This window comes from Gloeobacter kilaueensis JS1, from assembly GCF_000484535.1.
GTDB lineage: Bacteria > Cyanobacteriota > Cyanobacteriia > Gloeobacterales > Gloeobacteraceae > Gloeobacter > Gloeobacter kilaueensis.
Map to the genome: position 1 here is coordinate 4,053,114 of NC_022600.1, position 24,941 is coordinate 4,078,054.

Genomic DNA, 24,941 nt, shown 5'->3' on the forward strand with positions numbered 1-24,941 from the left:
TACCCGTTCCAGCTCGATAGCCAGACAACCTCGGTTTCTCAGCCGAAAGCCGCCGGGCTGGTGTCACAATTGGCGATAGAGCCTGAAACTGTGACACCGACAAAATGCCTGCCAGCAAAAGGTTATGAGCGATTCACGTCAAATAAACTGTGACAGTGTTGTGCTCAGGAGCGAGCTTCTGAAAGAACTCGGGGGCTTGCCTGAAATTTCCGTTTCCAATCAAGAATGGATGTACATGCTCGAAGAGGAAACGCGCAATTCCCTGTCCATCGAGGGAATCTTCACCAGCGAGCAGAACCTGCAGGCGGTACTCAGTGGGCGCAAGAGCGCTCCCGAAGTTCTCAACTACTACCGCACCGCCGAATCCGTGTACGATCAGGCGCTGCAGTACTACCGCGAAGAGGATTTCCGGCTGGATACGGCTCTGGTACGGCACATCCATAGCAGCCTGTTCAAGGAAGTAACCGATCGGCGCGGTGAATTTCGGCACGGTGCGATCCGCATCCAGGGAGCCCAGGTGCAGCCTCCTGACCGAGACATCGACCAGTACGTGCGCGTCTATCTTGAATTGTGCCGGTCATCTCTTAAAAAGCAGCCGCTTCTTGCTGCCCTTGCCCGCTCGCACATCCTGTTCGAGAGCATTCACCCGTTCGACGACGGCAACGGGCGGGTGGGACGCATTCTGCTCAACTATCTGGCCATCTCTGGGGGCTGTCCACCCATTGTGATCAAGGGCATCACCGCCGAAGAGCGCACCAGCTACTACAGAGCCCTCGAAGCGGCGGACACAGGCTTCCATAGCGGATTTCCAGCGCCTGAAGTTGCAGAACTTGAGATGCGCCTGGAGCAGGGAAACTTCGGGCCAATCGAAGCCTTGCTGTGCAGCGGCTTGCTTCCAAGGTTGGACAGGCTGATCGCCATTGCCTTCGAGCGGCAGTCAGCACTTCAACCGCTGCGGGAAGTTGCAGAGCACTTTGCTGTCAAAGAAGCGACGCTCAGAAAATGGATCGAGCGCGGCAAGCTGATCGCCCTCAAGCGCGACAACAAGCTTCTCAGCCATCCCAGGTTGTACCTGAGCGACGATTGACTGCGGGGATCGAGGGGCTTTCACTCAGGATTGAGAATACGTTCAGTGCTGAGGTGCAGGTCCGGAAAAGTCGGTGAGACAATCTCCTGCCCAGCTTGAAAAATCGCCTCCTCGTAGAATCCTTCTTCCCAGACGAGCACACTCACCTTCTGCTCGATCGGATCGACAATCCAGTACTCCGGCACGCCAAATCCCGCGTATTCAGAACGTTTGAAGCGGTAGTCGCGCTTTACCGATTCAGGGCTGACCACTTCGATCACCAAAGGCGGCGGTGTCTGGAGCACAGCAGCAGTATTTTCGATGTCGTCCACCTGCTGTGCAGTCAGGATGCACAGATCGGGAATCCGTACCCGCCGCAGCGCAGTCTGGACTCCCGTCTCGCTCTGCCGTACCTGCCAGTTTCTTGCCAGACGATCGACTTCTTCCTGCAGACAAAACAGAAGAAACCGCACAATCCGGCCATGCTTGCCGGTGGCCGGGGTCATCCGCTCCAGAACTCCATCGACCAGTTCGTGGCGGTAATCGGTACCATCGTCGTAGTGCAGGTACTCTTCGTAGGTGAGCAGACGACCAGCGGGAGCTTCCATCAAAGACTGCCGAGGACAGGTTGCCACCAGGATAGCTTCGTAAATCAGTATCTGATGGACGAAGTGTACCTGGGCAACGGTTGAACGTACATGGCTAAGGAGACGAAGGTCATTCAACGTTAGACCAAAGCAGCCCTACGTCCCTTGTGGCAGATGAAAAACGAGACGAGCCTGCAACTGACTTCACCCATCCCGCCTGCAGCCCAGTTACAGTGAACCCCCCCTCTTCTTCCCTGCCCGGCGGGGGCAGGGGAGGAGAGCGGGGGGCAGGGGGGGGTGTGGAGGGGTGGGGGACGGTTTTAGAAATGCTCAAAACTCCAGCCCAAAACCTGCTGCTTATTTAGCTTCGTCTACTTAAGTACGGTTTCAATTCCCAGGGCTGCAGAGCCAGGAGTAAAAGATAGAGCAGGTTGTCGTCGATGCTGAGGGTCGCATTTTGCTGCCTGCCAACCTGCGACAGCAGATGGGGCTGCATTCAGAGTCCGTTTTGACTGTGCGTCTGGAAGGCGATCAATTGATCTTACAAAGAGCGGACATATTGTCTCCAGACAAAGAACCGGCTGTGGAAGAGATTGGGGGCTTCCTGATGGTGGACGCCGAGATTTCAGGAGACCCACGCACTGTGGTCGAGCGAATGCGCCAGGAACGCCCCGATCGTCTAGCCAACTTGTAATACATTCCGCTGCCTAAGGTCAGTGTCTTTAGTCTGAACTATCAGGTTTGAATTAAATAGCAGCAGCACCGACCTGGCCGGTGCGGATGCGCAGGGCTTCTTCGACGGCAAGGACGAAGATTTTGCCGTCGCCGGACTGGCCAGTGTGGGCGAGGCGCTGGATGGTGCTCACGATCGTTTCGACGGCAGTTTCTTCGACGACGATCTCAATGCGCACTTTGTGGGAAAGGTAATCGGCGGCGTCCTGGACGAAGTGGGCCTGGGTCGCTTCGATGCCGAAGCCGCGCACATCCCAGCAGGTAAGACCGTGGACTTTGCCCCGCAGGCCGCGCAGCACCCGATCGAGCATAAAAGGCTGGATGATGGCCACGATCATCTTCATTGGATCCCTCCGGCGGCTTTCAGGGCTTCGCCCTGTAGGGCCAGAGTACCGCCTGTCACCACCGGCTCACCCGCTTTGAGACCACTTTTAATCTGGACGTAGGTGCCGTCGTCGAGGCCGGTCTCGACCCGGCGCTCCTGGTAGCGGTGGTTGCCCAGGGGCACGTAGGCAAAGCTGTAGTCGCCGGAGCGCTGCAGGGCGTTTTTGGGCACCGAGAGCGTGTGGGCGTCGCCTACCTGGACTTCGATGCGGGCGAACATCTCGGGCTTGAGGGTGAGGGTCGGATTGGGCACATCGACGTAGATGGGCAGGGTGCGCGTCTGGGGATCGAGGGCGTTCGCGACGTAGCGGATGCGGCCAGGGAAGGAGAGCCCGAGGCTGTCGAGGGTGAGCTTGACCGGCTGACCCAGGTGAATTTTGGGGATGTCCTTTTCGTAGATGTCGGCGACGAGCTTGACGCGGCTGAGGTCGGCGACGGTAAAGAGTTCTTTGCTCGGATCGGCCAGTTCACCGATGTTGATGCTGCGGGTGAGAAGAATGCCCGCACGCGGCGAGATGATGTCGATGAACGGATCGATGCGCCGGTTGCGCACGACCTGGGCGGCGGCACCGGACTCGACGCCGTAGAGCGACAGCCGCTCCTGGACGGTGGCAATCGATGCTTCGCGCTTGGTAAGCAGCGCCTCGTAGGTCGTCTGGTCCTTTTCGTACTGGGTGCGGGCGGCCTCCAGGTCCGCCTGGGCAGAGATGCGGTCGTTGAAGAGCTTTTGCTCGCGCTGGAAGGCGGCCTTTGAGAAGGCGAGCTGCACCTTCGCCTGGCGGATATCGGCGTCGGACTGGAGAATCGTCTGCAACAAATCCGCCTCGATCTGGCCCACATCGTCGGATTTGAGGGTGGCGAGCACCTGGCCGGGAGAGACGCGCTGGCCCAGTTTGACGCTCACAGTCACGATCCGGCCTGTGACCGGAGTGGAGATGTGGGCGATGTGGTCGGCGGCGGGTTTGACCTGGCCGGTGGACTGCACCGTTACCGGGAAGGGCCGGACGGTAGCAATGTCGGTGCGCAGGCCAATCTGCTGCTCCTGGGCGGGGGTGAGCGTCAGGTCGCTCGGGCCTTTGGGGGCGATGGCGGCCTCAGCGGGCACTTCCGGGATCTTGACCTCGCTGGAACAGGAGGCGAGGGTCAGGCTAAAGGCAGCGAGGGCAAAAGGAAGAATGTAGCGCTTCATCGGTAGAGCTTCCACTGAGTGTTTACAGTTCGGCGTTGAGCAATTTTTTGTCTTCGAGCAAGCCGTAGAGTACCGGCACGACGAAGACCGTGAGCAAGGTGGCGGTGAGCAGTCCGCCAATAATCACGATCGCAAAAGGTTTCTGGCTCTGGGAGCCGATGCCGTTGGAGAGGGCCGCCGGAATCAAGCCGAGAATGGCGACGGTACCCGCCATCAAGACGGGCCGCAGGCGGGTCTGCGCCCCTTCAAAGACCGCCTTCATCGTTGGGAAGCCTTCCTGGCGCAGTTGCCGGATATAGGTGAGGATAATCACGCTGTTTTGAACCGACACACCGGCGGCGGCGATAAAGCCCACACCGGCGGAGACCGAGAAGTAGGTGTGGGTGAGCCAGAGGCCGCTGACACCGCCGATGGCGGCGAGCGGAATGGCGGTCATGGCGATGAGGGCGTCGCGGACCGTGCCGAAGGAACTGTAGAGGATCAAGAAGATCACCCCGAGCGTGATCGGGATGGCGATCGACAGCCGGGCGTTGGCCCGCTGCTGGTTCTCGAACTGGCCGCCCCAGACGAGGTGATAGCCCTCGGGCAACTTGACCTGGGCGTTCACTTTTTGCTGGGCCTCAGCCACCGCTCCCCCCAGGTCGCGGTTGCGCACGTTCGCCTTGACCAGAATCAAGCGCGAGTTTTCGGAGCGACCGATCATCGTCGCCCCGACCGTGGTCTCGACTTTTGCCACCGCCGCCAGCGGCACCGTCCGGCCATTGGGGGCGGTGATCAAGATGTTGGCGAGGGCGTCGGGGCTGGAGCGGAAGGGCCGATCGAAGCGCACCAGCACGTTGAACTTGCGCTCGCCCTCGACCAGTTGGGTAGCGACGGTGCCGCCTACCGCCGTCTCGATTACCTGTTCGATATCTTCGACGTTGACGCCGTAGCGATCCGCTGAGCGGCGGTCCACCTGGATCTGGTACTGGGGCTGGCCGAGCATCTTGTCGTCGGCGACATCGACCATGCCCGGAATTTTGGTCATGATCGCTGCTATCTGATCGCCGTATTTTTGCAGGACGCTCAGATCCGGCCCGTAGAGCTTGACGGCCACTTCGCCTTTGGCTCCGGCAATCGCCTCATCGACGTTGTCTTGGATGTACTGGCTGAAGGTGGTGAGGATGCCGGGGACGTTCTGGAGGTTCCTGTCCATCGCCTCGACCAGCTCTTCTTTGTTCTGGTGCCACTTTGGATTCCACTGCTCGGCGGGCTTGAGATCGACCAAAAATTCGATGTTGCTCGGGTTGTTGGCGTCGGTGCCGTCGTCGGGGGAGCCGACCTGGGAGACGACGTTTTTGACCTCGCCGAAGCGGATGAGCCTGAGGCGAATCGCCTGCGCCACCTTCACCGACTGCTCCAGCGAGACGCTGGTGGGTAGGACCGTTACCCGAAGCCAGATGTTGCCCTCGTCGAGGTTGGGCAAAAATTCGGAGCCGACGCTGCCAAAAAGAAGCACCGCTGCGCCAAAGGCCGCCGCACAACCGCCCAACAGCGCCCAGGGCGCACGCACGGCGGCGGTGAGCAGGGGCCGGTAGATTTTTTCTGCCAGATAAAGAATCGGGCTCTCGCGCTCGATAAGGGGCTTGCGGGTGAGGACGAACGAGCAGAGCACCGGGATCACCGTGAGCGAGACGAGCACCGCCCCGAGCAGGGCAAAGTTCATCGTAAAGGCGAGGGGCCGGAAGAGCTTGCCTGCCACCCCGTCGAAGGCAAAGATCGGCAAAAAGGCGGTGACGATGATCGTCGTCGCAAAGAGGATGGGCTTGCCGACATCTTTGGCCGCCTCCAGCGTCAACTGCACCCGGTCGATGGGCTGCAGGTCGTGGCCCTCGTGGGCGAGGCGGCGGTAGATGTTCTCGACCATCACCACCGTGCCGTCCACGATGATCCCAAAATCGACCGCCCCGAGGGAGAGCAAGTTGGCCGGGATCCGAAAGACGTTGAGGAGCACGAAGGCAAAGAGCAGCGCAAGCGGGATCACCGTGGCGGCGATGAGGGCCGATCGCACCTCAAAAAGAAACAACAACAGCACCACCACCACCAGCACGATCCCCTCGGCGACGTTGTGGCCGATCGTATCGAGGGTGCGGCGGATCAGTTCGGTGCGGTCGTAGAGCGGCACCAGCTTGATGCCGTGGGGGAGGGCTGCCTGGATGTCGGGAAATTTTTCGTAGAGCCTTTCGATGACCGCCGAGGGATCCTCGCCCCGGCGCATGAGCACGATGCCCTGGACCACGTCGTCGTCGCGGTTTTTGCCCACCTGGCCGAGGCGCACGCCGGGACCGACGTCGATGTGGGAAACGTCGCGCACGCGGATCGGTGTGCCGTCGTCGGCGGCACTCACCACCACATCCCCCAGGTCGTCGGCATTTTTGAGCAGCCCCAGTCCCCGGACGATGTACGCCTGGCCGTTGTTTTCGATGTAGTTGCCGCCGGTAGTGGCGTTGGAGCGCGAGATCGCCTCGTAGACCTGGGTGACGCTCAGGTTGTACGCCTTGAGGCGGCCTGGATCGACGTTGACTCTGTAGGTCTTGGTCGGCCCGCCGAAGCTCGTCACGTCGATCACACCGGGGATCTGGCGAAAGAGTTTTTCGAGTTGCCAGTCCTGGGTAGCCTTGAGGGTGAGCGGATCGTAGTAGTCCGACTCAAGGGTGTAGCGGTAAATTTCGCCGATCGCCGAAGCGTCCGGGTCGAGTTCGGGTTTGGCAGAATCGGGCAGATCCGCCTGGGCAACCCGCTCCAGCACCTGCTGGCGGGCGAGCTGGCTCGGGGTGCCGTCGGCGAAGGTGATGATCACCACCGAAAGACCAAAGATCGACTGCGAGCGCAGGTTCGTCTCACCGGGGATGCCGTTGAGTTCTTTTTCGAGGGGAATCGTCACCAACCGCTCGACTTCTTCGGCCCCTTTGCCCGGCAGGAGGGTGATTACCCGCACCCGTGGATCGGTAAAGTCAGGGTACGCCTCAAGGGAAAGGGTCTTGAAGGCGACAAAACCACCGGCGAGCAATAGCAGAGCAAGGGCCACCACGATGTAGCGCCGCTTCAGTGCCAGGGTGATCAGCCGGTCGATCGAAAAATTCATCACACCTCACTGTCGGGTCAGGCCATCCAGCCTGAGCCTAGTACGGTCGTGTGACGGCAGGCTGGAGTTGCTGTGGATTTACGTAACATTGCGCACCGAATCACAGCGACAGGGGCGATCCGACCGCTGTCTCCAGATCGGCCCAGGCGCTCTGGTAAGCCACGACCGCATCGAGATAGCCGCTGCGGATCTGCTGGTTGGCCTGCTGGGCAAAGATGGCACTGGTGAGGCCCGTCTTGCCCACCTGGTAGCTCTCCTGGGCGAGCTGCAGCACGTTCTGGGAAGCCGGCAAAAGCTGCTCCTGATATTTGCGGATGTTCTCGCGCGAAATACTCAGAGCCTGGTAGGCGCTGCGCACCTCGGCGGCGATCTGGGCGCGCAGGGCCGCCTGCTGCAGCCCAGATTGCTCGATCGTCACCTGGGCTCTTGCCACCTCGCCCTGCTGGTTGTAGAAGATGGGCACGGTGACACCCGCTCCTAAAAAGACACCGTTGGCCTGGGGCTGACCGTTGGCGAGGCTGGTAAACAGATACCCGGCACTCAGCTGCAGATCTGGGACGCGCTGGGACTGGGCGAGGCCCAGTTGGGAGCGGGCCACCTGGGACTGCTGCTGGACAGCGAGCAGGTCGAGCCGCTGGGTGTAGGCGCGCCCCAAAAGCGTCTCCACCTGCGGCAGCTCGCTGTTGGGTACAGGAGCCAGTTCAGAGCGCTGCACCGAGAGTTTGAACAGACCCGTATCGCTGATCGACACGTCCTGCTTGGGATCGGCTTCGCCCAGCAGGCTCGCCAGGGCGATGCGCGCCTGGCGCAGGCGGCCCTCCGCCAGAGTGCGCTGGGTGTCGATCTGCGAGCGGGACAATTGCGCCTGCAACAATTCTGCCTCCGGAGCCGCACCGGCCTCGAAGCGCTTGGCGGCGATATCGACCAGCCGCTGGACCAGGGCGGTCTGGGCTTCGACCGAGGCAGCGTTCGCAGCGGCGGCGGCCAGCTCGGCGTAAGCTTTGCGCACCTGGGAGCGGATCTGCCAGCGCTGGGCATCCAGCTGGAGCTGGGAGAGCCGGTAGTTGGCGTCGGCCACCGCCAGTCGGGCGGAGCGCTTGCCCCCCAGTTCAACCGTCTGGCTCACCCCCACCTGCTGGGGGTTGGCCTGGTCGGTGTAGACGCTGCCAAAGCCGTACTGGGCTGCGATCTGCGGATTGGGAACCGCCCCTGCGATCGTGATGTCGGCCTGGGCGAGGTTGAGGTTGCGACGGGAGACGACCAGTTGCGGATTAAAGCGGTCAGCCCGCTCGAACGCTTCGCTCAGACTCAGATCGAACTGGCTGGGAGGCTGGGTGAGCGGGGCGCTATTTTGGAGAGCAGGCGGCGGGGCGGAGGGTAGAGCCGGGGGGGCAGGCGGGGGTGCCGCCGGTACAGCGAGGGGACCGACGGGCGGGGGAGCGGCGAGTGCCGCGCCAGCGACAAAAAAACACGTGAGAATAGCGAGTGGAATCGAATAGCGCATGGTAGGTCGCAACAATCAGCAATCTTTACTTTGCCGGAAGACAGGCGATCTGGCCAGGAGTTCCCGACGCCGGCCCGGCATAAAAAACCCCGGCGGGGAGGCCGGGGCCGAACACTCAGTGTGGTGTGAGTTAGTCACCTTGACACTTGCAGAATGCCCCACCGATGTGGCGGCGGTGCTGAGCTGTTATGGCTTCGCTGTGACAGCGCACACTAAGATGCTGGTATTCGCGCACGAGAAAGGTGAGCCTGCGATGGGAACTCGCGTACTGGTTGTCGAGGACGACGACGAGATTGCCCAACTCATCGAGCTGTACTGCCGACAAGAAGGTTTTGAACCGCGCCGGGTCAACAATGGCCTTGCTGCCCTGCGCATCGTCGAGAGCGACTGCCCGGAGGTGATTATTCTCGATTGGATGCTGCCGGGGCTCGATGGCCTGGAAGTCTGCCAGCGCATCCGGGCCTTACCGGCGGGCAAAGACCCCTATATCCTGATGCTCACCGCCAGGGGTGAAGAGATCGACCGGATCGTCGGGCTTTCGACCGGGGCCGACGATTACGTCGTCAAGCCTTTTAGCCCGATGGAGTTGATGGCCCGCATCCGGGCGCTGTTGCGCCGCTCCCAGCGCCAGAACAGTGGCGAGGTGTCCACCAGCAAGCTGCAGTCGCCGCACTTTTTGCTCGACTGCGACCGGCGCATCGCCAGCCGCGAAGACCAGCCCCTTGAACTGACGACCCTCGAATTCGATCTGCTCGTCGCTCTTATTGCCCAGCCGGGCCGGGTCTGGACGCGCAACCAGCTTATCAGCCGCCTGTGGGGAGATGATTTTTTTGGCGACGAGCGGGTGGTCGATACCCACATCGCCCGGCTGCGCAAAAAGATCGAACCCGATCCGGCCCGGCCCCAGCACCTCAAGACGGTGATCGGCGTCGGTTACAAGTTTGAGGACCATGAATAGCCGACGGCGGCCTTTGAACCTGCAAAGACGGCTTTTGCTCGCCTTTCTCATCGTTCTGGCGGCCTGTCTGCTGGTGTTGTTTATCGTCGGTTGGGTGGCCGCTCCCCAGTTTTTTAATGCCCACCTCGACAGACTGGCGCGCACGGGAGCGGATCTGAGCGTGCTGCGCGACGATCTGGAGGCGGGCTTCGAGTTTGCCTGGGTGATGGGTACGATCTGCGCCCTTCTGGTCGGTTGCCTGGTGGCGGCCACCCTCAGCCTCTACGTCAGCCGCCGCGTCTTTCAGCCCCTCGCTGAACTGAGCAGCGTCGCCGAGCGCTTTGGCCGGGGCCAGTGGCACGAGCGGGCTCCCTGCGTGGGCGTCACCGAGATCGACCGGCTCGCCAACAGCTTCAACGTCATGGCCGGGCGTCTTGAGAGTATCGAGCGCCGCCGGCTGGATCTGATCGCCGATCTGACCCACGAGCTGCGCACGCCGCTCACGATCGTGGGTGGCTACCTTGAGGGGTTGACCGATGGTTCGGTCGAGGCCGATCCGGAGCTGTTTGCTCGCCTCAGCCGCGAGACCCACCGCGTCCGGCGGCTGGTGAACGACCTGCAGGAATTGTCGCGGGTCGAAGCGGGCAACGTGCCGATGCACCGCCAACCGGTAGCGATGCACCGGCTGGTCGAAGAAGTCTTTGCCAAATTTCGCTACCAGCTGCCCGAAGAAGGACCGGCTCTGCTCAACGATGTGCCGCTCTACCTGCCAACCGTCTGGGCCGATCCGGATCGCATCGAGCAGGTTCTGATCAATCTGGTGGGCAACGCTATCCGCTACACTCCTCCGGAGGGCAAAATTACCGTGAGCGCGACGGCAGGCGCGGCGGCGGTGCGCTTTGAAGTGCGCGATACCGGCATCGGCATCGCCCCCGAAGATCTGCCCCACGTCTTTGAGCGCTTCTGGCGGGCAGACCGCTCCCGCTCGCGCCTCTCCGGCGGCAGCGGCATCGGCCTGACGATCGTCAAGCGCCTCGTCGAACTGCACAGCGGCAGTGTCGCGGTGACGAGCAGTCCCGGTCAGGGCAGCTGCTTCAGCTTTACGCTGCCAATGTTTGCGAACCACACTTTTTCTTCTAAGAGTGACATCTCAACTTCATAGCTTTGTCGTCTTCCTTACGTATGCTGGCAGAACACTGAGATGTTCTCATGGATCCGTTCAGTTGGTTCTGGCTTGCTGTCGCAGTTTTGTCGGCCACCGGCATTGCTCTGGTGGCGCTCAATTTGCTGTTGCCCGCTCGGGGCAGCGATTTTCCTGACAAGTCGCTCGCCGAACCACCCAGCGCGTCCGATAGCGCCGATCGCTCCCGGCTGCTCTAAAAGTAGGGCCGCAACTGATTGTCCAGATCGGCCCGGCTCCCCCCAGCTTCCGACCAGTACAGACAGGGCTGCTCCAGGGCAGGCAGATCAGGATACGGCAGGCAGACCACGATCAAATCGGGGGCAAACGGTTCGACAGCCGCCGCCGTGAGCGGGCCATACATCGGTAGAACGTCGGCGCTCCAGGCCAGGCAAAAGCGGCTCACCTTCTGTACCGTTGCGACCTCATTGCCAATTACCAGAATGCGTGGTGCCATATGCCTTTCCTGCTTGCTCCAAGAGCATAATCGGGCCGCCGGCCACCGCTGCACCACGCTCAGGCGGTTAATCATCCGGCCAGATTGGCGACCGATGCCACCCTGCAAATGCGGACAGGCCCGTGACACTACTTTCAGTGTCACGGGCCTGCGATGCACCGAATGGTGAGTCCGGCGGCTAGCTCAGTGGGAAGAACAGCGGATAGTGGGCCAGTTGATTGGCAAAGATCAAGACGACCAGGCTACCGACGATAAAGAGCAGACCGGCGATCGGGGACCAGAGTTTCATGGTGTCAGCTCCTTAGCGCGGGGAGATGGTGACGCGTTCTTCGGGCAGGCGGATCTTGCCGCTAATGAGTTCCGGAATCGCCTGGACGGGCCAGATAAGCCCAAGGAGCAGGCACTGGACCGCCTTGGGCAGGTCGATGATGATCTCATCTTCTGGACCTTTGGACCTGGCAAGGTAGAGGCGGCCAGCCCAGCCCAGGGCACCGGCGAGCCAGAGAAACAACAGACTCGGAATCAAAAAGTCTCCGGCGCGGTCGAGCCGCCCATCGACGAGCAGATGCGGATGGCCGTCATCGCTGCACTGGGCGGTGTCGTAGCGGCCAAACTTGTTGTCGAGGGCTGCCTTGTCAAAGGTGAGCTGCACGTTGGCTGCCGCCGCTTTTTCGGCTGCATCGTAACGGGCTTTCTTTAACTCCTGGTAGGCCGGAACATCCTTGCACGGCTTGAGCGGATTTTTGACCTGCGTCTGGGCGAAGGCACCGGTCTGAACGAACAGCACCAGTGCGAGGATACCCAGCAAGGCAACCGCAAAAGGGATTCGTGAATGCTTACGCGACATGGCGCAATTCCTTGCTATAAGCAGATAGGACATGATTGCTGGCCACATTTTAGCGGTGAACTTTCACACCTAAGTTTAAACATTTGTTGCTAAAGTCACCGGCCTAGAGCTGAAATTCGTCGCCCAGGTAGTACTGGCGCACGAGCGGATCGCCGGCAAGTTCATCGGGAGTCCCGGAGGCAAAGACTTTGCCCTGGTTCATGATGTAGGCGCGGTCGGTGGTAGTGAGCGTGGCGCGCACGTTGTGGTCGGTAATCAAGATGCCGATGCCCCGGTCGCGCAGGCGGGTAATCATCCGCTGGATGTCAGAGACGGCGATCGGGTCGATACCGGCAAACGGTTCGTCGAGCAACAAAAATTGCGGCCCTTCGAGGCCGACGGCGAGAGCGCGGGCGATCTCGACCCGGCGCGACTCGCCGCCGGAAACCTGAATGCCTTTGCTCCTGCGAATCGTGGCAATTCCGAATTCTTCGAGCAACTCTTCGAGTTTTTTGCGCCAGTATCGGCGGGGCACGCCTGTCTGCTCAAGCACCAGCAAAATATTTTGCTCGACACTCAGATGACGAAAGATGCTCTGCTGCTGGGGCAGATAGCCGATGCCCATGCGGGCGCGCAGGTGCATCGGCGTCGTCGTAATATCGCGCCGGTCGAGGCAGATGCGGCCACTGTCGGGCTTTTCGAGGCCCGTGATCATATAAAAAGTCGTCGTCTTACCGGCACCGTTGGGACCCAGTAGACCGACCACCTCCCCCTGTTCGAGACCAAGGCTGACCGTATCGACGACGGCCCGCTTGCTGTACTGTTTGGAGATGCGATCGAGGGTGATCTTCACTTTTGCTTCTGGGTCGGCGTAGCGTCGGAGGTCTGTTGCTCGTCAGGGGGAACGGTGTAGATGGAGCGCACTTGCTTGCCTTTTTCTTTAGGCTCGGCCTTGAAGACGCCTTCTTTGATCAAGTACGTGACGATCTCAGCATCGATCCGGTTGTCTCCCTGAACGGCGCGCACGTTGCCCTGGAGAATAATTTTCTTCTCCTTGGTCAGGTACGTCGCCTGCTCGGCGTCGGCAATCACCTTGCGCGCCGGATACTCGATGTGAACGTTGCCCCTGGCAATAATTTCACCCGTCTTCGTGTTGGCTTCTTGAGTGTCGGAATTGATGCTCAACTGCCCACCGTCGCGGCCAGGAGTCTGGGCGGCGGCCTGGGCCAGTATACTCACTGCTGCCAGCCCACAGATAGCCCACGGTGCTGTTCGATTCATCCGACCGCCCTCACTTTTTCCTATGATGCCATGCTGCTTTGCCGTACCCGGTACTATAACTTTGGGATTTTCAGGGCCACCGCCGATGTCGATCGAACGCCTCGAGCGCCAGCTTGTGCATACTGGAAGCCGCCTGCAGCTGTTTCAAGACCGCGTGCGCCTCGAAAATGGCCTGGAGCGCCGCTGGGAGGTGCTCGAGCAGCCGGAGGTGGTCGTGGTCTTGCCCTTTGAAGTGACGGCAGAGGGGATGCGGCTGTTGCTGGTGCGGCAGTACCGCTACGCCATTGGCCAGGATCTGCTCGAATTTCCGGCGGGCACCGTCGAGGCGGGCGAGGCACCGGAGGCGACCGCCCGGCGGGAGCTGGCCGAGGAGACGGGCTACGCGGCGAGCCGGTGGATCGCTCTGCCGCCGGTCTTCCGGATGCCTGGCACCAGCAACGAGCGCACATATTTTTTTGTTGCGACGCAACTGACAGCCGCCAGTGGCTACAGCGCCGACCCGGAGGAAGCGATTGCCCTGGTGTGGCTCGCTGCCGCTGAATTTGAAGAGCGGATCCGCTCCGGAGCGATCGAAGACGGCAAAAGCTTGATCCTCTGGCTGTTGGCCCAGCCCCACCTGCCCCTGATTCCCAGATAGAAAAACTCGCCACGCAAGGCCGATTTTTCACCGCTTACTGGGCGATGGCCTAGCTTGAATGAGCAGCGTCAAAGATAAACTCCCCTTGGCAGCGATTGCGCCCCTGCCCGAGGCTACCGTGCGTCTTCTGGCCGCCGGTGAGGTGATCGACTCACCGGCGGCGGTGGTGCGCGAACTGGTCGAAAACAGCCTCGACGCCGGGGCGGACCGCATCCGCGTGGGCTTATGGCCCGAGCTGTGGCGGGTGCAAATCCAGGACAACGGCTTTGGCATCGAGGCGAGCGAGCTGGCGATGGCCGCCCACGCCCACGCCACCAGCAAGCTGCGCACCCTCAGCGACCTCTGGCAGTTGCGCACCCTGGGCTTTCGAGGCGAGGGCCTGCACAGTATCGCCGTCGTAGCCCAACTGGAGATCGTGAGTGCGACCGGGGCGAGTCCAACCGCCCTCCGCGCCCGCTACGACCACACAGGCGCTCTGCAGTCGCTCGAAGCTGTGGCCGGTGCGCCGGGGACGGTGGTGACGGCCAGCGAGCTATTTGACGAGCAACCGGTGCGCCGCCGCTTCCTTGCGGACCATAAAGCCCAGGCGCGGCTTGTGGCCCAACTGTTGCAGCGCTACGCCCTGGCCCATCCTGGTCATCTGTTTGAGCTTGCCCACGATGGCCGGAAGGTTCTGCAATTGCCGCCTGCTGCCAATCTCAAACAGCGGATACTCCAGATCCTCACCCAGTACGACGAGCACGACCTGCGCGAAGTAACGCTCGCCCATCAAAGCCGGAGCGTGCGGCTGGTGATGGGCCTGCCGGATCGCTGCTCGCGCGCCAGGGCCGACTGGTTGCAGATTTACGTCAATCGCCGCTTTGTCCGCCACAGCGAACTGGAGCAGGCCGTGCGCACCGGTTTTGAGCGCACGCTGCGCCGGGGCCGCCATCCGCTCTGCATCGTTCAGCTGGAATTGCCCGCTGAGGAAGTGGACTGGAACCGCCATCCGGCCAAGCTCGAAGTGCAGCTGGCGGCCACGCCTCAGGTAGCGGCGCTGGTGATTGCCGCAATCGCCGAGGGGCTGCGCCACTTTGCCCCAAAGCCCAGCGAGGGACTGTTGAGCGCTGCGGAGGACTGGCTGCCTTACCGCACGGGTGATCAAGAAAGCGGCCTGCTGCTGCGCGCCCTGATCCAGATGCAGCGGACCTACATCGTCGCCGAGTATCCGGGCGGCATTTGCCTGGTCGAGCAGCATGTCGCCCACGAGCGGGTGCTCTTTGAGCAACTGGAGACAAGCTGGGAACTGGTAGCCGTCGATCCGCCGATTGCAATCGATTTGAGCGAAAGGCAGGCTGCCAACCTGCGCGAGCAGGGCCTCGCGATCGAACCGTTCGGAGCCCGCAACTGGCTGGTGCGCTCGATTCCAGCCGCCCTCGTCGAGCGCTCCGATTGTCTTGAGGCTCTGGTGGAACTGTCCCGGCAGGAGGATAGCCACGAGATGCGCGCCGCTCTCTCCTGCCGCACGGCGATCCGCAACGGTACCGTTCTCACCCCCGCCCAGATGCAGGAATTGCTCGAGCGCTGGCAGCGGACCAAAAATCCCCACACCTGCCCCCACGGTCGGCCCATCTACATGCCCCTTACCGACGGCGAACTGGCGCGCTTTTTTCGCCGCCGCTGGCACATCTGTGGTTCGTAGCGAGGTTGGGTTTCACAGAAGATTTTGCCGCTGCGCTTCCTGCCAGACGAAGGGAGAATGTTTTTGCAGCCATTTCACTGAAATCTCGTCATTTATGTACGCATTGAAGTAGCGCGTCCGCAGTTCGCGGCAATCGGGATCGTCGAGTTTAAGCCTGAGGATTGTAGCTTGAGCTGCTTGCACATCTGCCGAAGAGAGCGAACGAGATGGATAGATTCGGCCCGAAAAAAGCTCAAGTTCAAAAGTATTGGAACCAAGGCTAAAAGGATCGAGCACGTCGTCGTATTTGTTTTTCCTTGCATTCATCCTCTGGCAGGCAAGCCGATAGTTACTCCATTCGTAAGCCTTGTTCAAATCACCAGATTTTGGAACAAAGTGATCGGCAGAAGGAGTGCCTGTGACCCGCTCGATATAAACACAGACATAGGCGCAAATTCCGTCGTAGGCACTGTGAAGTTCTTCAAGACAATCTTGCCAGAATGGTTCGAGTGTGACACCCTGCGGTTTTGGCTTGCTCAGATCCAGTCCCTGCTCGTTCATCCATTGCAGGCCCGGTTGCCTCACCCTGATGTCGAAATTGGACGGTTCCGGCTGAGGAGTAACTGGGATCACCTGAGCAGGCCACGCTTATCAGTGATGTACCGCCAGCGAATCCAGAAAGGGTCTGTATCGCTAAGATAGTTTCTCAGCTCTGAATCGATAGTCAGAAACTGCTCCCTGGTTGTTTGCTCACTTTGAAGGGCAGCAGATGCTCGATCCACAACTTGCTCGATCTCTTTTGCTCGCGGCAACTTCAGGTCAAAGGCTTCGCTCGTTAGCCAACTGGAGATATCCCCCCGCCGTCTCCAGGCTATCTGCTCAAGTTGAGCATGAGAACCGCGATCATTTGATTGCAGGTTAATGTCAAACCAGGTATCAAAAGCTGGATCAAACAGCGGTTCCAAAGATGCAAGAATCAGTGGAGAGTGAGTCGCAGCAATGATTTGAACACCTGCTTTGTCGTCACTGGCGAATTGTTTGACTGTCCTGAGTAAAGCCCCCATAATTGTCCGCTGCCATCGCGGATGCAGGTGAGACTCTATTTCGTCGATAAGTAAAATAATTTGATTTGTTTTTTGTTGTTTCAGAAGTTTGCTTGCCTGAATATGTTCCTGCCAGGCCCAGACAAGTAAGTAGGCTAATGCGAGTATACGTCGGATCCCAGCAGACGCAAAAAGTACAGGTACATCCTGCTGGTATGGCATCCGAATTGTTGGAATATCGCGGACATCGTCCAGGCTGATTCTTGTTAGCTCTCCTGGTCGTATTTCCTCATCAGAATCAGGAGATAATGTAAGTAAGGCGGTCTTTAACAGTTCAAATGCTTCGCCTTTTTCCTTTTGCCATAATGCCCAATCGAGCAGCAAACCATTGCATAGTACGTTCGAGTCATCTTCCAGGCCATTCCAGACTTCTTGAGCAGTAAAGACATAGGCTGGCTGTCTCTCCTGGATGTCGATGTTTCCTCTCTTTCGCCAGTAGTTGCGGGCAGGATCCCAAAGGGAATAGCTGCCGTCAACTTGCGCATAGATAACAAGGCCAGGATTCGATGGTCGGCCTGATTTACCTGTCCAACTTTGCTCAAGCGGCTCGAATGTGCTCGTGTAACTTTCTTCTTTGCTTTTTCCAGTAAATGCAAAGGAAATGGTCGATTTTGTTGAAGGAGTGCCTGAACCTTCGCTCTCGATGGAAGCGGGCCGTGCCATGTACCCGGACGTTAACTGCGGATTGACCTCGGCAGGCCACTTCCGCGTCAGGCACCACCAGGCGATATCGAGCAGAAAACTCTTTCCCAGGCCATTATCGCCGGTCACGATATTGAGCCGGGGAGCAAACTCAATATCGAGTGCTGAAAATGGTCCGATGCCCTTTGTCTTTAAGGATTTGAGCATGGCTCGCTCCGGTGAAGATAGTCAAAAAATAGCCTCCGGCTTGACAGCTTGGATACTGATGGAGGAGATGCTTAGACTTTACAACCTGTCGCCGGTGAGCCGCAAAAAGACATCTTCGAGGTTGGCCCGGCGGCGGGTGAGCCGGGTGGGAGCAAGATCGACGATCGCCTGCCAGAGGGTGTCCCCATCGCTCGGGAGCACGACGAGGGTGCCGCCACCAAAAGGGCGCGTCCAGCTTCCCGCCTGGTTAGCGAGATGAACGAGCTGTGCTGGATCGATCCCTTCGACCTCGGCCACCTCCCGGCCCACCTCGCGGGCGATCACCGCCTCCGGTTCACCCTCGCCCACAACCTCGCCATTTTTCATCAACAGCAACCGGTCGCACAGGCGCTCGGCCTCGTCCATGTAGTGGGTGGTGAGCACCACGCCCCGCCCGGCGGCGCGCAGTTCTGCCACCAGCCGCCAGAAGTCCTGGCGGGCATCCGGGTCGAGGCCGGTGGTGGGCTCGTCGAGAAAGACGACGCTCGGATCGCTAATCAAAGCCCGCGCCAGCACCAATCGCCGCTTCATTCCCCCTGAAAGCGCCTCGGTCGAATCTTTTGAGCGCTCTAAAAGCCCCACCTGGGCGAGAAGCTTCTCGGCGCGCAACCGGGCTTCGTGCCCTTCCAGCCGGTAGTAGCGGGCAAAGGTGAGCAGGTTGCCCAGCACGTTAAAGTCAGGATCGAGGTTATTCTCCTGGGAGACCACGCCCATGTGCTGGCGGGCCTCCCGGCCCTGGGAGCGCACGTCGTAGGGGCCGAGGCGGACGGTGCCCGCCGTCGGGATCACCAGGCCATAGAGCATTCCGACCGTGGTGCTCTTGCCCGCACCGTTGGGACCGAGCAGGCCGACAATTTCGCCCGGATGCAGGGTGAAACTCACGCCGCGCACCACTTCGCGCTCGCTGTAGCGCTTTTCTAGTTGCTGAGCGACCAGATCCACTGCCGGAGCCAAATGCGGTCCGTCCAGACTAACACCGCTGAGGTTCTGTCCGGGGAAAGATTTGTGCTTTGCTGTCTCCCAGTAGGGTAGAGGAGGAATTGTTATGGGACTTGTAAGGATGGAACACGCCGAACCGCCCAAGCCGGAGCAGAAGGAAGTCACCGGCGCTTACGAAGAATTCCAGTCAAAGGGCGAAGACTTTGGCTATGGATTGACGCCGCCTGCCCTCGACACCGAACCGACACCCACCGACCTGCTGCAGGCATCGGCGGCCTACGCCCTCGCCGCCCTTGGTTCTGGTACAGAGGTGCAAAATTTCCGCAAAGTTTCTGACGAACCGGAAACCTGGCAAGCGCGGGTCGTCAACGGGGATCAGTCGGGTATTCTGACAGCCAGGCGCGTCCCCGGCGGCTACGACCTGAAGGTCAAAAGCAACACCGTACAGGGTATCTACGATTAAAAATCGTTCACGCCTGCAGCAGAAAGCCTGACGCGGGCAGGCTTTCTGCTCCTGGTGGCATCACTTGAGCGGGCAGGTAATCCGGCAGGCGGGCCGCTGCGGCCAGTCGGTGGTGGCATCGGGTAGATCGGCGCTGAAAGCCTCGAAGCCGTATCTGGGAAATTCGTCGCGCAGCGGATTGAAGACCTGGCCAATTGCTTCAAAAACATACTGAGCAACCTGCACGATCCAGCGCATAATTTCCCTCCTTGCCACGTAAGCGGGCGCGAGACTTATTAATTAGCATCGCCTCTAGAATTTGCCGCAGATCCGCGACTAAAATACACATTGTTTCGTTCGCGACATGTTTATCAGCTTCGAGGGCGGCGAAGGCTGCGGCAAGACGACCCAGATTGCCCTGTTGCACGACTGGCTGACGTCGCTTGGCCACCCGGTTATCCAGACGCGGGAGCCGGGGGGCACCGCCCTGGGTCAGGCGCTGCGCACCCTGCTGCTCGATCCGCGCTCGGAGCTGGGTTCGACCAGCGAGCTGTTGCTGTACGCCGCTGATCGCGCCGAGCACGTCGAGCGGGTCGTCCGGCCTGCCCTCACCGCTGGGCGGATCGTGCTTTGCGATCGCTTTAGCGATTCGACGGTCGCCTACCAGGGTTACGGTCGCCGCCTCGATCTGGCCCTCATCGAACGGCTCAATCGCATCGCCACCGGTGGCCTGACGCCGGACCTCACCTTCTGGCTCAAGCTCGATGCCCGGACCGGGCTGGAGCGCCGCCGCGACCCCGACCGCTTCGAAGCAGAAAGCCTCGCCTTTCACAGACGCATCGAAGCAGGCTTTGCTGAACTGGCCCTGCGCCATCCTGAACGCATCCGGCTGATCGACGCCAGCTTGAGTGTCGAGCAGACCGCCCGGCAGATCCGTGATATCGTAGATAAATTCCTGAATAAGAATCAGTCTAAACTGAGAGAGTAAGAGAGTCAGAGAGTCAGAGAGTAACGGAGGGGCAAGGGGCGAAGCGATGGTCAAAATTATCGGCTTATGTGGAAGTCTACGGGCCAGTTCTTATTCTGAAAAGGCGCTGTTGTTGGCTCTGGCTGCTGCTGAGCGCGCTGGGGCCGAGGTCGAATATCTCGACTTTAAGAAGATGGACCTGCCTTTTTGTGACGGGGGCGACAGCTACCCGGACCATCCGGACGTGCAGGTGCTCAAAAGCAAGGTCAAGGCGGCGGCGGGCCTTATCATCTCGACGCCGGAGTACCACGGCAGCTTCAGCGGCGTGATCAAAAACGCCCTCGATCTGATGAGCTTTGAAGAGTTCACCGACAAAGTCTGGGGGGTAATCAGCGTTTTAGGCGGCGGTCAGAACTCCAACGCCCTCAACGACCTGCGCACCGTCGCCCGCTGGGTGCATTCGTGGGTGGTGCGCGAGCAGGTGGCGATCGGTCAAGCCTGGAAGCAGTTCGATACGGAGGGCAAGCTCGTCGATCCAAAGTTGCAGGAGCGGCTCGACAAGCTCGCCCAGGAGGTGGTGCGCTCAGCGAGGCTGTTTCGGGTTGCCGACTGACTGAGGAGGTGAAGCTAAAACCGTCCCCCACCTCCCCATACCCCCCTGCCCCCCTCTCCCCTCCTTCCCCCGCCGGGGAAGGAGAGAAGAAGGGGGTTCACTGTAACTGGGCTGCAGAGGGGACTGGTGAAGTCGGTTTCAGATTTGTCATCCTCCCCTTGTGGGAGAGGGGCTATTTAATAGCCGCAGACCTGCCCGTCCTTGCGCATCTCCGAAGCGCCGCGAAAGACGCGATTCAGCCTGTCCCACTGGATGGCCTGGTAGCCGCCGTACAGGCCGGGGGCCGCCATCTGGACCCGGTGGCCGCGCCGGGCCAGTTCTGCTCTTACCGGTGGCGCGATGCCCCCTTCGAGGTTGAGCCTGCCCCCGTCCACCATCGTCGTCCCGTCTGGATCGTTGTCGTTCGTGTGGTAGTAACGGGCCGCGTCGCCCGCCTGCTGGACGTCCATGCCAAAGTCGATGAGATTGCAGAGAATCTGAACGTGGCCCTGGGGCTGCATGTCGCCGCCCATCACCCCAAAGCTTAAGAAGGGTTCCCCCTCCTTGAGCACGAAGGCCGGGATGATCGTGTGGAAGGGCCGCTTGCCAGGAGCGTAGACGTTGGCTGCGTCGGGTCTGAGGCTGAACTGTGCGCCGCGATCCTGGAGCATGAAGCCCAGCCCATCCGGCACCAGGCCGCTGCCCATGCCGACGTAGTTGCTCTGGATGAGCGAGACGATGAGCCCGTCGCGGTCGGCGGTGGTCAGATAAACGGTGTCAGCGGCGGAAGGATAGCCGGCGGCGAGGCGATCTTGGGCCCGTTCGGGGTCGATGTGTTTTCGGCGAGTAGCGGCGTAGGCTTTGTCGAGCAGGCCGGTCACGGGTGTTGTAACCTTCGGATCCGCGATGTAACGGGCGCGATCGGCGTAGGCGAGTTTTTTGGCCTCCACCTGCAGGTGCAGATAATCGGCGCTGTTGTGTCCGAGGTTTGGGAGATCGAAGCCTTCAAGGAGGTTGAGCATGATCAGTGCCGCGATCCCCTGGGTGTTGGGCGGCAACTCGTAGACGGCGTAGCCCCGGTAGGTGGTGCCGATGGGTTCCACCCAGAGGCCGGTGTGGCGCTCAAGGTCCGCCAGGCGCAGGAAACCGCCGATGCGCCCCATGTAGGCGTCGATGCGGCGGGCGATTTCACCTGTATAAAACACCGCCCGACCACCGGTTGCGACCTGTTCGAGCGTATCCGCCAGATCCGGGTTGGAGAAGACCATCCCTTCGGTCGGGGGCTTTGCTGCGATCAAGTACGTGCGCCGAAAATTGTCCAACTCGGCAATCTGGGGCGCTGCCGCCTCAAAGCGCTGGGCGTTGGCGCTCCAGGCGGTGGCAATCACCTGGGGCAGGGGCACCCCGGCGCGGGCGTAGCGGATGGCAGGGGCGAGCACTTCGCCCATGGGCAAGCGGCCAAAGCGCTCGTGGAGCATATACCAGCCGTCCACCGCCCCCGGCACGGTGACAGGCAGCGCGCCGCAGAGGGGGATCTGTCTATCCTCCCCTACCAGGGTGCGCAGGTGGTCGTAGCTCAGAGCCAATGGGGCGGCCCCGCTGGCGTTCAAGCCGACCAGTCTGCGGGTGCGCGGATCCCAGACGAGGGCGAACAGGTCGCCGCCGATGCCGCTGCCGGTGGGCTCCATCAGACCGAGGGCGGCGTTGGCGGCAATTGCTGCATCGACCGCACTGCCACCGGCTTTGAGCACATCGAGCGCAATCTGGCTTGCGAGGGGGTGGCTGGTGGCTGCCATGCCGTTGCAGGCAAGGACCGGGCTGCGGCTGGAGAAGAACGCGCCCTCGCGCTCGCCCCCCTGGCGAATAAACGTGGTGGTGTCGGACATCGCTGAATCTGGGTAGGTGTAAAGTAAAGTTTTGTCCGGGCTGGTTTTGCTGTTATCTCCTTTACTCAACAGCCGATGCTCCTGGCGGTAGGCTGAGGAGTGGAAACACGGCCTCTTGGGAGAATTTTATGAGTGAGACGAGTTTCTCGAAGGCAACGGCAGAGGTGGCGACCGACGCCATCCTCACCAGCACCCTCAAAGAACAAGCCGAAAAAGGACCGGATCTGCGCCACGACCACAGCAAAAGCCACGGTCTGGTCTGGGGGGAACTCACCGTCGCACCGGATATTCCCGAGGCGCTCAGGGCAGGCATCTTCGCTGTGGCCCGTACCTATCCGGTCTGGTTGCGCTTCTCCAACGGTTCCGGTGTGCCCAAGCGCGGGCACCTCACCCCGGACACCCAGCCGGACCTGCGGGGCCTGGCGCTCAAAGTGCTCGATGTGCCGGGCGAGAAGTTGCAGCCGGACGAGCAATCGACCCAGGACTTTATTCTGCTCAACCACCCCGTGTTCATCGTCCACAACGTCCAGGGCTTTGCCAACCTGGGCATCCTGGGCAGCGGCCAGGCGGGACCGGAGCTGCTGCAGGAGATGGCCCCGACCCTCGCCGTGCTCAAGGAAGCGACGAGCAAGACAGTCTATAACCCGATTCTCGTTCAGTACTGGAGCACGACGCCCTACAAACTTGGCTCCCAGGCGATCAAGTTCTCCCTCAAGCCGCAGCAGGCGGACACAGCCCCTACTACCCCGCCCACTTCCGAAAATTATCTGCGCGAGGCGCTCGTGCGCTACCTCACCGACGAAGGCAAGGAGGCCGTCTTTGACTTTCTGGTGCAGGTGTTCGTGAGCGAAGAAAAAACGCCGATCGAAGATCCGATGCAGGAATGGAAGGCCGAGGACGCCCCCTTTATCAAGGTGGCCACCGTCCGCGTTCCGCCCCAAAAGTTCGACTTTGACGAGCGCAAGCGCCTGGACGAAGGGCTGTCTTTTGCTCCCTGGCACAGCCTGCCCGCCCACGAGCCACTGGGCGGCATCAACCTGGCGCGCAAGAAAATCTATCCGGAGACCGTCCGTTCGCGGCACGATTACACCCTCGAGCGCCTCAAAGAACCCCTCTCCCACACCCAGAGAACCGACGATCCGGCCTGATACCAACGCGCATCAATATCACAACTTGGTGGGACCTCACCCATCCCGCCTGCAGCCCAGTTACAGTGAACCCCCCCTCGTATATTGCTATTGGTTCCAAGGTAGCGGTGAGGACTGTGCCCCCCCTTGCGGCTTTGACCGCGTGGAAGAGATTGTCCCCCGCTATCAAGGACCGGCAAAGCTGAACCGTATCGAGTGGCACTGACCACGTATCACGAGGCTAGACTTTTGCCGTCCTGCGGAACTTGCCTACCTCCTCTGAAGCTTCAACTGGAGACACTCATGCAGCGAGACGGTTCACAAAACGACTATCAGCTATTTGTCGGTATTGATGTGGCGGCACTCACTGTCACTGCCGCCTGGCTGCTCACCCACGCAAAGCCTACCGCTGCCATCACACTGCCCCAAACCCCCGAAGGACACTGCCAATTGGCCGAACGCTTACTCGCCGTCTGTCCCACCGCCGCTGAGGTGTTAGTGGTCATCGAAGCCACAGGCTCCTACTGGATGCGACTGGCCACATTTCTGGCGCTCAAAGGTTTTGCCGTCAGTGTGGTCAACCCCGCTCAGTCTCATTACTTTGCCAGGGCACTGCTCAAGCGTTCCAAAAGCGATGCGCTTGATGCCCAGACGCTTGCCCAACTCGCTGCCGCCCTGCAACCTGGTCTTTGGCAGCCGCCGCCTGAGATTTATTACCAACTCCAACAGCGCCTGCAGCATCGCGATGCCTTGCTGCAGCAACGCCAACAACTGCACAACCAGTTGCACGCTCTGCGGCAATTTCCGTTGGTGGTGGCGGCGGTACAAGCGAGTCTGGAGCAGTTGAGCCACACCTTCGATGAGCAGATTGCGCAGATGGAAGCTCAGCTAGAAGCGCTGCTCGCCCAAGACTCGCTTTGGCATCAAGCTGCAACCAAGCTGCGCACTATCAAAGGCATTGGGTCTGTCACCGCTGGGTGGGTGTTGGTGAGTACCCTCAACTTCGGCTGCTGTGCAACGGTGGAAGCGGCGGTGGCCTACGCGGGTCTCGCTCCCCGCTCCCACCGTAGCGGCACCAGCCTTCATAGACCAGAGCGCATCGGCCATGCAGGCAATGCCCGCTTACGCACGGCGCTGTATATGGCGAGCTTGAGTGCGATCCGCTGCAATCAGCAGATTAAAAGCTTTTACCAGCGGCTACGAGCAGCCGGTAAACCGGCAAAGGTAGCGCTTTGCGCTGCGGCTCGCAAACTCTTACACATTGCCTGGGCGGTTGTGAAAACAGACACGCCTTTCGATGCAGAGCACGGCAGGTTGGTTTGCTTGCAGTAGGGCGGAGGAAGAGAAGAAAGGAGGAGGCTGCTTGACTCTCAATACCGTATCTCTTCTCCTCTGCCCGGCGGGGCAGGGGAGGAGAGGGGGGGCAGGGGGGG

The 24,941-nt window shown here is 60.6% G+C and carries 26 protein-coding genes; 12 read left to right on the forward strand and 14 right to left on the reverse strand.

Annotation, left to right across the window (positions count from 1 at the left end; genetic code table 11):
* Positions 1–235 precede the first annotated feature (235 nt).
* Positions 236–1,087: a Fic family protein gene (locus GKIL_RS18730; RefSeq protein ID WP_187293842.1), complete on the forward strand. Its 852-nt coding sequence runs from the start codon at positions 236–238 to the stop codon at positions 1,085–1,087.
* 20 nt (positions 1,088–1,107) lie between these two features.
* Here the strand turns inward: GKIL_RS18730 and GKIL_RS18735 are convergent, their stop codons facing one another.
* Positions 1,108–1,674, reverse strand: a complete 567-nt coding sequence (locus tag GKIL_RS18735) for a Uma2 family endonuclease (protein WP_023175407.1) — start codon at positions 1,672–1,674, stop codon at positions 1,108–1,110.
* 436 nt (positions 1,675–2,110) lie between these two features.
* Between GKIL_RS18735 and GKIL_RS25965 the strand changes: the two genes are divergently transcribed.
* On the forward strand, positions 2,111–2,347 hold the full coding sequence (locus GKIL_RS25965) for a hypothetical protein (protein WP_041244069.1): 237 nt from the start codon (positions 2,111–2,113) through the stop codon (positions 2,345–2,347).
* A 52-nt stretch (positions 2,348–2,399) separates the two neighbouring features.
* On the opposite strand, the gene GKIL_RS18745 is transcribed toward GKIL_RS25965, so the two are convergent.
* The 4 genes from GKIL_RS18745 to GKIL_RS18760 all read right to left on the reverse strand — a co-directional run bounded on the left by GKIL_RS18745 (position 2,400) and on the right by GKIL_RS18760 (position 8,586).
* Positions 2,400–2,729, reverse strand: coding sequence for a P-II family nitrogen regulator (locus tag GKIL_RS18745; protein ID WP_023175410.1), 330 nt, complete (start codon positions 2,727–2,729; stop codon positions 2,400–2,402).
* On the reverse strand, positions 2,726–3,958 hold the full coding sequence (locus GKIL_RS18750; protein ID WP_023175411.1) for an efflux RND transporter periplasmic adaptor subunit: 1,233 nt from the start codon (positions 3,956–3,958) through the stop codon (positions 2,726–2,728). The genes GKIL_RS18745 and GKIL_RS18750 overlap by 4 nt, the downstream gene beginning before the upstream one ends.
* A gap of 22 nt (positions 3,959–3,980) precedes the next feature.
* On the reverse strand, positions 3,981–7,082 hold the full coding sequence (locus GKIL_RS18755; RefSeq protein ID WP_023175412.1) for an efflux RND transporter permease subunit: 3,102 nt from the start codon (positions 7,080–7,082) through the stop codon (positions 3,981–3,983).
* Between the two features lie 100 nt (positions 7,083–7,182).
* Positions 7,183–8,586, reverse strand: a complete 1,404-nt coding sequence (locus tag GKIL_RS18760; protein ID WP_023175413.1) for a TolC family protein — start codon at positions 8,584–8,586, stop codon at positions 7,183–7,185.
* Positions 8,587–8,839: 253 nt separating this feature from the next.
* On the opposite strand from GKIL_RS18760, the gene GKIL_RS18765 reads away from it, so the two are divergent.
* Genes GKIL_RS18765 through GKIL_RS25425 form a run of 3 tightly spaced genes read left to right on the forward strand, consistent with a single transcriptional unit; the run spans position 8,840 to position 10,903 of the window.
* Complete coding sequence (locus GKIL_RS18765; RefSeq protein ID WP_023175414.1) at positions 8,840–9,544, forward strand: winged helix-turn-helix domain-containing protein; 705 nt, start codon at positions 8,840–8,842, stop codon at positions 9,542–9,544.
* Positions 9,537–10,685 (forward strand): sensor histidine kinase, encoded by a 1,149-nt coding sequence (locus tag GKIL_RS18770; RefSeq protein WP_023175415.1) that lies wholly within the window; start codon positions 9,537–9,539, stop codon positions 10,683–10,685. Before GKIL_RS18765 ends, GKIL_RS18770 begins: the two co-directional genes overlap by 8 nt.
* 47 nt (positions 10,686–10,732) lie before the next feature.
* Positions 10,733–10,903, forward strand: coding sequence for a hypothetical protein (locus GKIL_RS25425; RefSeq protein ID WP_023175416.1), 171 nt, complete (start codon positions 10,733–10,735; stop codon positions 10,901–10,903).
* Here GKIL_RS25425 and GKIL_RS18775 read toward each other — a convergent pair.
* From GKIL_RS18775 to GKIL_RS18790, 4 genes are all read right to left on the reverse strand, one after another.
* Complete coding sequence (locus GKIL_RS18775) at positions 10,900–11,160, reverse strand: hypothetical protein (RefSeq protein ID WP_023175417.1); 261 nt, start codon at positions 11,158–11,160, stop codon at positions 10,900–10,902. The genes GKIL_RS25425 and GKIL_RS18775 overlap by 4 nt on opposite strands.
* 301 nt (positions 11,161–11,461) lie before the next feature.
* The gene (locus tag GKIL_RS18780) at positions 11,462–12,007 is read right to left on the reverse strand and encodes a photosystem I reaction center subunit III (protein WP_023175420.1); all 546 of its coding nucleotides are present in this window, start codon (positions 12,005–12,007) and stop codon (positions 11,462–11,464) included.
* Between the two features lie 103 nt (positions 12,008–12,110).
* Entirely contained in the window at positions 12,111–12,839 is a 729-nt protein-coding gene (gene lptB / locus GKIL_RS18785; protein ID WP_023175421.1) for an LPS export ABC transporter ATP-binding protein, read from the reverse strand.
* Positions 12,836–13,267, reverse strand: coding sequence for an LptA/OstA family protein (locus tag GKIL_RS18790; RefSeq protein WP_023175422.1), 432 nt, complete (start codon positions 13,265–13,267; stop codon positions 12,836–12,838). Before GKIL_RS18790 ends, lptB begins: the two co-directional genes overlap by 4 nt.
* A gap of 85 nt (positions 13,268–13,352) precedes the next feature.
* Between GKIL_RS18790 and GKIL_RS18795 the strand changes: the two genes are divergently transcribed.
* Together GKIL_RS18795 and mutL are read left to right on the forward strand one after the other, a co-directional pair.
* Positions 13,353–13,904, forward strand: a complete 552-nt coding sequence (locus GKIL_RS18795) for an NUDIX domain-containing protein (RefSeq protein ID WP_023175423.1) — start codon at positions 13,353–13,355, stop codon at positions 13,902–13,904.
* 85 nt (positions 13,905–13,989) lie between these two features.
* Positions 13,990–15,585, forward strand: a complete 1,596-nt coding sequence (mutL, locus tag GKIL_RS18800) for a DNA mismatch repair endonuclease MutL (protein WP_187293843.1) — start codon at positions 13,990–13,992, stop codon at positions 15,583–15,585.
* A 12-nt stretch (positions 15,586–15,597) separates the two neighbouring features.
* Here the strand turns inward: mutL and GKIL_RS18805 are convergent, their stop codons facing one another.
* The 3 genes from GKIL_RS18805 to GKIL_RS18815 all read right to left on the reverse strand — a co-directional run bounded on the left by GKIL_RS18805 (position 15,598) and on the right by GKIL_RS18815 (position 18,509).
* Positions 15,598–16,197, reverse strand: coding sequence for an HNH endonuclease family protein (locus tag GKIL_RS18805; protein WP_041244070.1), 600 nt, complete (start codon positions 16,195–16,197; stop codon positions 15,598–15,600).
* Positions 16,194–17,516 carry an ATP-binding protein gene (locus GKIL_RS18810; RefSeq protein ID WP_023175426.1) on the reverse strand — a complete coding sequence of 441 codons (1,323 nt, stop codon included), beginning with the start codon at positions 17,514–17,516 and terminating at the stop codon, positions 16,194–16,196. The genes GKIL_RS18805 and GKIL_RS18810 overlap by 4 nt, the downstream gene beginning before the upstream one ends.
* A gap of 78 nt (positions 17,517–17,594) precedes the next feature.
* A complete protein-coding gene (locus GKIL_RS18815) occupies positions 17,595–18,509 on the reverse strand; it encodes an ABC transporter ATP-binding protein (RefSeq protein ID WP_041244071.1) in 915 nt (304 codons plus the stop codon).
* Positions 18,510–18,600: 91 nt separating this feature from the next.
* On the opposite strand from GKIL_RS18815, the gene GKIL_RS18820 reads away from it, so the two are divergent.
* On the forward strand, positions 18,601–18,957 hold the full coding sequence (locus tag GKIL_RS18820) for a hypothetical protein (RefSeq protein ID WP_023175428.1): 357 nt from the start codon (positions 18,601–18,603) through the stop codon (positions 18,955–18,957).
* Positions 18,958–19,017: 60 nt separating this feature from the next.
* On the opposite strand, the gene GKIL_RS25430 is transcribed toward GKIL_RS18820, so the two are convergent.
* On the reverse strand, positions 19,018–19,194 hold the full coding sequence (locus tag GKIL_RS25430; RefSeq protein ID WP_023175429.1) for a hypothetical protein: 177 nt from the start codon (positions 19,192–19,194) through the stop codon (positions 19,018–19,020).
* Positions 19,195–19,300: 106 nt separating this feature from the next.
* Between GKIL_RS25430 and tmk the strand changes: the two genes are divergently transcribed.
* Both tmk and GKIL_RS18830 read left to right on the forward strand, forming a co-directional pair.
* Entirely contained in the window at positions 19,301–19,924 is a 624-nt protein-coding gene (gene tmk, locus GKIL_RS18825) for a dTMP kinase (RefSeq protein ID WP_023175430.1), read from the forward strand.
* Between the two features lie 46 nt (positions 19,925–19,970).
* On the forward strand, positions 19,971–20,516 hold the full coding sequence (locus tag GKIL_RS18830; RefSeq protein WP_023175431.1) for an NADPH-dependent FMN reductase: 546 nt from the start codon (positions 19,971–19,973) through the stop codon (positions 20,514–20,516).
* Between the two features lie 176 nt (positions 20,517–20,692).
* Here GKIL_RS18830 and GKIL_RS18835 read toward each other — a convergent pair whose 3' ends face one another.
* The gene (locus GKIL_RS18835; protein WP_023175432.1) at positions 20,693–22,381 is read right to left on the reverse strand and encodes a gamma-glutamyltransferase family protein; all 1,689 of its coding nucleotides are present in this window, start codon (positions 22,379–22,381) and stop codon (positions 20,693–20,695) included.
* Between the two features lie 128 nt (positions 22,382–22,509).
* Between GKIL_RS18835 and GKIL_RS18840 the strand changes: the two genes are divergently transcribed.
* Together GKIL_RS18840 and GKIL_RS18845 are read left to right on the forward strand one after the other, a co-directional pair.
* Entirely contained in the window at positions 22,510–23,529 is a 1,020-nt protein-coding gene (locus GKIL_RS18840) for a catalase family protein (protein ID WP_023175433.1), read from the forward strand.
* A 282-nt stretch (positions 23,530–23,811) separates the two neighbouring features.
* Positions 23,812–24,840: an IS110 family RNA-guided transposase gene (locus GKIL_RS18845; protein WP_023171280.1), complete on the forward strand. Its 1,029-nt coding sequence runs from the start codon at positions 23,812–23,814 to the stop codon at positions 24,838–24,840.
* Positions 24,841–24,941: the final 101 nt, after the last annotated feature.